Source organism: Microcystis sp. M_OC_Ca_00000000_C217Col, from assembly GCF_007095585.1.
In the GTDB taxonomy this organism is placed as follows: domain Bacteria; phylum Cyanobacteriota; class Cyanobacteriia; order Cyanobacteriales; family Microcystaceae; genus Microcystis; species Microcystis panniformis.
On the sequence record NZ_SFBV01000306.1, the window covers coordinates 1 to 7,084 of the forward strand.

Sequence of the window (7,084 nt, forward strand, 5' to 3'; positions counted from 1 at the left end):
TGCGCTTACTGCCTCTGAAGAAGGCCTTACGCCCCTGCTTTTAAAAAGCCAAACCCCAAAAAGTCGCCTTTTTCACGTAGTTTTTGGAGTGTTGTATTTTCAAAAACTACCCAAAACGCTGCCATTGGAGTGGATTTTACCCACGAGAACCCACTTTCTTTAAGGTGTAAGTCTTTGGAAACAAGCCGATAGAAAAAAAGATAGAAAAAAGACCGCTTTTTTTTTGGATATAGGGTGCATAGGTTTCTATATTTGCACTCCCAAAACGGAAGTTAAGGGTTTTCGGAATGGTAAAAGATTTCGAAAAAAAAAGTTGCAAAAGTATTTGTCAGATTAAAAAAGAGTTTTACTTTTGCACCCGCTAACCGAGAGAGGTTGGTTGAATTAGAGAAGACAAGTTCATAGACATATTGGATTGACAGCAAAAATTAAGAGAGAGTAAGGCTAATCGATATGGATTAGAATTAAGCTAGAACCCGAGTCAAAAAAATCAAAAATCTACGATGAAGAGTTTGATCCTGGCTCAGGATGAACGCTAGCGGCAGGCCTAACACATGCAAGTCGAGGGGTAGAGGAAGCTTGCTTCCTTGAGACCGGCGCACGGGTGCGTAACGCGTATGCAATCTACCTTTTACAGAGGGATAGCCCAGAGAAATTTGGATTAATACCTCATAGTATATATCATTCGCATGTTTGGTATATTAAAGTTCCAACGGTAAAAGATGAGCATGCGTCCCATTAGTTAGTTGGTAAGGTAACGGCTTACCAAGACGATGATGGGTAGGGGTCCTGAGAGGGAGATCCCCCACACTGGTACTGAGACACGGACCAGACTCCTACGGGAGGCAGCAGTGAGGAATATTGGTCAATGGACGCAAGTCTGAACCAGCCATGCCGCGTGCAGGAAGACGGTCCTATGGATTGTAAACTGCTTTTGTACGGGAAGAAACCCTCCGACGTGTCGGAGCTTGACGGTACCGTAAGAATAAGCATCGGCTAACTCCGTGCCAGCAGCCGCGGTAATACGGAGGATGCGAGCGTTATCCGGAATCATTGGGTTTAAAGGGTCCGTAGGCGGTTTAATAAGTCAGTGGTGAAATCTGGTCGCTCAACGATCAAACTGCCATTGATACTGTTAGACTTGAATTACTGTGAAGTAACTAGAATATGTAGTGTAGCGGTGAAATGCTTAGATATTACATGGAATACCAATTGCGAAGGCAGGTTACTAACAGTGGATTGACGCTGATGGACGAAAGCGTGGGGAGCGAACAGGATTAGATACCCTGGTAGTCCACGCCGTAAACGATGGATACTAGTTGTTTGGATTTATCTGAGTGACTAAGCGAAAGTGATAAGTATCCCACCTGGGGAGTACGAACGCAAGTTTGAAACTCAAAGGAATTGACGGGGGCCCGCACAAGCGGTGGAGCATGTGGTTTAATTCGATGATACGCGAGGAACCTTACCAAGGCTTAAATGGGAGACGACGTATTTGGAAACAGATATTTCTTCGGACGTCTTTCAAGGTGCTGCATGGTTGTCGTCAGCTCGTGCCGTGAGGTGTCAGGTTAAGTCCTATAACGAGCGCAACCCCTGTTGTTAGTTGCCAGCGAGTAATGTCGGGAACTCTAGCAAGACTGCCGGTGCAAACCGTGAGGAAGGTGGGGATGACGTCAAATCATCACGGCCCTTACGCCTTGGGCTACACACGTGCTACAATGGCCGGTACAGAGAGCAGCCACTGGGCGACCAGGAGCGAATCTATAAAACCGGTCACAGTTCGGATCGGAGTCTGCAACTCGACTCCGTGAAGCTGGAATCGCTAGTAATCGGATATCAGCCATGATCCGGTGAATACGTTCCCGGGCCTTGTACACACCGCCCGTCAAGCCATGGAAGCTGGGGGTACCTGAAGTCGGTGACCGCAAGGAGCTGCCTAGGGTAAAACTGGTAACTGGGGCTAAGTCGTAACAAGGTAGCCGTACCGGAAGGTGCGGCTGGAACACCTCCTTTCTAGAGACGTTAAGGGGAATTGATTTTAGGAAATAGGATTAGAATTACTCTCGCTGTTGATTCAAAAAATAAGTAAGCATAAATACAGAGTCTCGTAGCTCAGCTGGTTAGAGTACTACACTGATAATGTAGGGGTCGGCAGTTCGAGTCTGCCCGGGACTACTTTTTTCAATTTGAAGATGTGAAAATTTGAAGATTTGAAAATGTTTTTTTGCTTAAAAAGGAAATTCTGGAGGTTGAGTAACCGTTTGAAGTACTGTTAACTGAAAACTGTTAACTGAACACTGGAAAACGGGGGATTAGCTCAGCTGGCTAGAGCGCCTGCCTTGCACGCAGGAGGTCATCGGTTCGACTCCGATATTCTCCACGAATTGATTTGAAGATTAATCAATTTGAAGATTTGAAGATTCGTTTTCAAATTCTCAACTCATGAAATTTTCAAATTAATAAAAGTTCATTGACATATTGTGATAAGATAAAATACAAACAAAGTAGAAAGCACAGGCGCTTATTTATATATAGTAAGCACCAACATACATAAGCAAAATAAGGGCGTATGGGGGATGCCTAGGCTCTCAGAGGCGATGAAGGACGTGATAAGCTGCGAAAAGCTGCGGGGATTGGCACATACGAATTGATCCGCAGATATCCGAATGGGGCAACCCAATACATTGAAGATGTATTACTCCGATAGGAGGGCGAACCCGCTGAACTGAAACATCTAAGTAGGCGGAGGAGAAGAAAACAATAGTGATTGCGTGAGTAGTGGCGAGCGAAAGCGTAGGAGCCCAAACCAGAGTTGTTACGGCAATTTTGGGGTTGTAGGACCACGGTATTTGATGCTAATTGAACTGGAACTACCTGGAAAGGTAGACGATACAAGGTGATAGTCCTGTACAGGTAAGAGAAGTTATTGATAGTGGTATCCTGAGTAGGGCGGGGCACGTGAAACCCTGTCTGAATTTGCCGGGACCATCCGGTAAGGCTAAATACTCCTGAGAGACCGATAGTGAACCAGTACTGTGAAGGAAAGGTGAAAAGAACCGTGAATAACGGAGTGAAATAGAACCTGAAACCATACGCTTACAAGCGGTCGGAGCCCTTTATTGGGGTGACGGCGTGCCTTTTGCATAATGAGCCTACGAGTTACCGTTGCTGGCAAGGATAAGTACTTCAGGTATGGATCCGTAGCGAAAGCGAGTCTGAATAGGGCGCTTGAGTCAGTAGTGGTAGACGCGAAACCGTGTGATCTACCCATGGGCAGGATGAAGCTGTGGTAACACATAGTGGAGGTCCGAACCGGTTGACGTTGAAAAGTCTTCGGATGACCTGTGGGTAGGGGTGAAAGGCCAATCAAACTCGGAAATAGCTCGTACTCCCCGAAATGCATTTAGGTGCAGCGCTGATATTGAGTTATATAGAGGTAGAGCTACTGATTGGATGCGGGGGCTTCACCGCCTACCAATTCCTGACAAACTCCGAATGCTATATAATATGATCAGCAGTGAGGGCATGGGTGCTAAGGTCCATGTCCGAGAGGGAAAGAACCCAGACCATCAGCTAAGGTCCCCAAATGTATGCTAAGTTGAACAAACGCGGTTTGTCTGCCTTGACAGCTAGGATGTTGGCTTGGAAGCAGCCATTCATTTAAAGAGTGCGTAACAGCTCACTAGTCGAGCGGACGAGCATGGATAATAATCGGGCATAAGTATACTACCGAAGCTATGGACAGAATATTCTGTGGTAGGGGAGCATTCTAACAGGGCCGAAGGTGTAGCGTGAGCTATGCTGGACTGGTTAGAAAAGAAAATGTAGGCATAAGTAACGATAATGCGGGCGAGAAACCCGCACACCGAAAGACTAAGGTTTCCTCAGCTATGCTAATCAGCTGAGGGTTAGTCGGGTCCTAAGGCGCACCCGAAAGGGGAAGTCGATGGCCAACGGGTTAATATTCCCGTACTACTTGTAATTGTGATGGGGTGACGGAGTGATGAAAGTACCGCCAACTGACGGAATAGTTGGTTAAAGTACGTAACTAAAGGCCTTGTAGTAAAATGCGCAGGGACTGGTGAAATACGATAGTACACGGCGTCTTCGGACAAAGTGATAGTGTACCTAAGGGCTTCCAAGAAAAACCTCTAAACTTAGATTACAAGTACCCGTACCGTAAACCGACACAGGTAGTCGAGGAGAGAATCCTAAGGTGCTCGAGAGATTCATGGCTAAGGAATTAGGCAAAATAGACCTGTAACTTCGGGAGAAAGGTCGCCAGCAGCAATGCTGGCCGCAGTGAAAAGGTCCAGGCGACTGTTTATCAAAAACACAGGGCTCTGCAAAATCGTAAGATGAGGTATAGGGCCTGACACCTGCCCGGTGCTGGAAGGTTAAGAGGAGATGTTATCTTCGGAGAAGCATTGAATTGAAGCCCCAGTAAACGGCGGCCGTAACTATAACGGTCCTAAGGTAGCGAAATTCCTTGTCGGGTAAGTTCCGACCTGCACGAATGGTGTAACGATCTGGACACTGTCTCAGCCATGAGCTCGGTGAAATTGTAGTATCGGTGAAGATGCCGATTACCCGCAGTGGGACGAAAAGACCCTGTGCACCTTTACTATAGCTTAGTATTGACCTTGGATAAGTGATGTGTAGGATAGGTGGGAGACTATGAACCGGGTTCGCCAGGATTCGGGGAGTCATTGTTGAAATACCACCCTTTGCTTATCTGAGGCCTAACCCCGCTGTGCGGGGGACATTGCTTGGTGGGTAGTTTGACTGGGGTGGTCGCCTCCAAAAGAGTAACGGAGGCTTCTAAAGGTTCCCTCAGCACGCTTGGTAACCGTGCGTAGAGTGCAATGGCATAAGGGAGCTTGACTGAGAGACATACAGGTCGATCAGGTACGAAAGTAGAGCATAGTGATCCGGTGGTTCCGCATGGAAGGGCCATCGCTCAAAGGATAAAAGGTACGCCGGGGATAACAGGCTGATCTCCCCCAAGAGCTCATATCGACGGGGGGGTTTGGCACCTCGATGTCGGCTCGTCACATCCTGGGGCTGGAGAAGGTCCCAAGGGTTGGGCTGTTCGCCCATTAAAGTGGCACGCGAGCTGGGTTCAGAACGTCGTGAGACAGTTCGGTCTCTATCTACTGCGGGCGTTAGAAATTTGAGTGGATCTGATTCTAGTACGAGAGGACCGAATTGGACTGACCTCTAGTGTATCTGTTGTCTCGCCAGGGGCACCGCAGAGTAGCTACGTCGGGAAGGGATAAGCGCTGAAAGCATATAAGCGCGAAACCCACCACAAGATGAGATTTCTTTTAAGGGTCGTGGGAGATGACCACGTTGATAGGCTATAGGTGTAAAGGCAGTAATGTCATAGCCGAGTAGTACTAATAACCCGTAAGCTTATGTATCGATACCGTCCCGAGTAATCGGGACGGGTCAGCTTTGTTTACCTTATCTTATCGCAGTGTGTTAAGACATTAGTCTCGTTAGTTTCGAGACGGTTTTGCTTGTTGCAGTGTTGGTATGCCAACCACTGACAAGACTAACCAACCTCTTAAGGTGGTTATTGCGTCGGGGCTCACCTCTTCCCATTCCGAACAGAGAAGTTAAGCCCGACAGCGCAGATGGTACTGCATAACTGTGGGAGAGTATGTCGCCGCCTTGTTTTAGTGAGGCCCTTCAATTTGAAGGGCCTCATTTTTTTATTGTGAATTATGAATTATAAATGACATGTAGAACCTGCCCATTGGCAGGTTTTTTTTTGGGGGGAATGCGATAGGATTACTTGCCTGGTAAATTTTAACTAGGGTTGTAAAAGCGCAATCACCCGCGTGAGGGACAGCAGTGAAAAGCCCACAGCGCAGGGCAACGGAGCGAGGACTTGCAACGGATTGCCCGACCCGGAGGGGCACGCTAAAAGAATTATTTTGAATTTTGAATTATGAATTATGAATTATGAGTTATGAGTTATGAGTTATGAGTTATGACTTGTGATAAAGCTGAAAAGTAAATTTAAAATACTTTTTTTATAACAAATCTAAGGCTCGTTCAAGGGCCATGCCGCGGCTTCCTTTAATCAGTACTAAAGCAGGGGCATTCGTTTTGAATTGGGCTTTGAATGCGTCAAAATCAGGGTAAAAGTGAAGGTTGTTTTGTGACGTTTGAACACGATTAAACCAATTTCCGATAAAATGACAAACTAGATCTGAAGCGTCTGGAATTAGTTGAACAATTTGTCGGTGTTCCTCTTCACTTTCAGGGCCGAGTTCAAACATGTCGCCTAATATTGCAATTTTTGGAGTTTTGGTTAATTGCATAAAATTTTCTAACGCAAGTTTTAAACTGCTAGGATTCGCATTATAAGCATCCAAAATGATTTCGTAGTTATTCTTTTGGATGATTTGCGAGCGGTTGTTTTCAGGAATGTACCCTTCAATAGCCTCTTTAATCGCATCGGTATCGACTTTAAAGTACTTTCCTATGGTGATTGCGGCACAGATGTTAGTAGCGTTGTATAAGCCAATCAAATGCGAATGAATCACTGTGTTTTGATACGTAATTGTAACAAAGGGATTGGCTTCTATAGCGCCAAAAGTAACATCAGCTGTGTTTTCTTTTGTGGTAAAGGAGAATCGTGGATGCGTAGTTGATTTTTCCCATTGAATTGCATCATCGGCGTTGATGAAGGCCAATTTCTGATGGGAGAATAAATAGGTATACATTTCACTTTTTCCTTTGATAACTCCTTCAACACCCCCAAATCCTTCTAGGTGAGCTTTGCCAAAATTAGTGATATAGCCGAAATCAGGTTCAGCAATCGCACAAAGGAGTTCGATTTCTTTTTGATGGTTAGCCCCCATTTCTACGATACCTATTTCTGTTTCATGGGTAAAACTAAGGAGTGTTAAGGGAACGCCGATATGGTTGTTTAGATTTCCTTTGGTCGCCTTTGTGTTGTATTTTTTTGAAAGTACGGCTAAGATAAGTTCTTTTGTTGTGGTTTTTCCATTACTACCGGTAAGTGCGACAATGGGTAAGCCTAATTGCCTGCGATGGTGTTGCGCTA

Annotated in this window: 1 protein-coding gene, 2 tRNA genes and 3 rRNA genes; 5 read left to right on the top strand and 1 reads right to left on the bottom strand. The window is 45.8% G+C overall.

The genetic code is table 11. The annotated features are described in order from the left end of the window. Positions 1-500: 500 nt before the first annotated feature. The 5 genes from EWV66_RS19500 to rrf all read left to right on the top strand — a co-directional run bounded on the left by EWV66_RS19500 (position 501) and on the right by rrf (position 5,683). Positions 501-2,016: ribosomal RNA gene (locus tag EWV66_RS19500) — 16S ribosomal RNA — on the top strand. Between the two features lie 88 nt (positions 2,017-2,104). Then, positions 2,105-2,178, top strand: a tRNA-Ile gene (locus tag EWV66_RS19505). A 131-nt stretch (positions 2,179-2,309) separates the two neighbouring features. Continuing rightward, positions 2,310-2,383: transfer RNA gene (locus EWV66_RS19510), tRNA-Ala, on the top strand. A gap of 168 nt (positions 2,384-2,551) precedes the next feature. After that, positions 2,552-5,426 (top strand): 23S ribosomal RNA (locus EWV66_RS19515). Positions 5,427-5,573: 147 nt separating this feature from the next. After that, positions 5,574-5,683: ribosomal RNA gene (rrf, locus tag EWV66_RS19520) — 5S ribosomal RNA — on the top strand. Together the 16S, 23S and 5S rRNA genes with 2 tRNA genes alongside form the textbook arrangement of a ribosomal RNA operon. Positions 5,684-6,044: 361 nt before the next feature. Here the strand turns inward: rrf and EWV66_RS19525 are convergent. Beyond that, on the bottom strand, positions 6,045-7,084 hold a 1,040-nt coding region (locus tag EWV66_RS19525), incomplete at its 5' end, for a UDP-N-acetylmuramoyl-tripeptide--D-alanyl-D-alanine ligase (protein WP_287116024.1).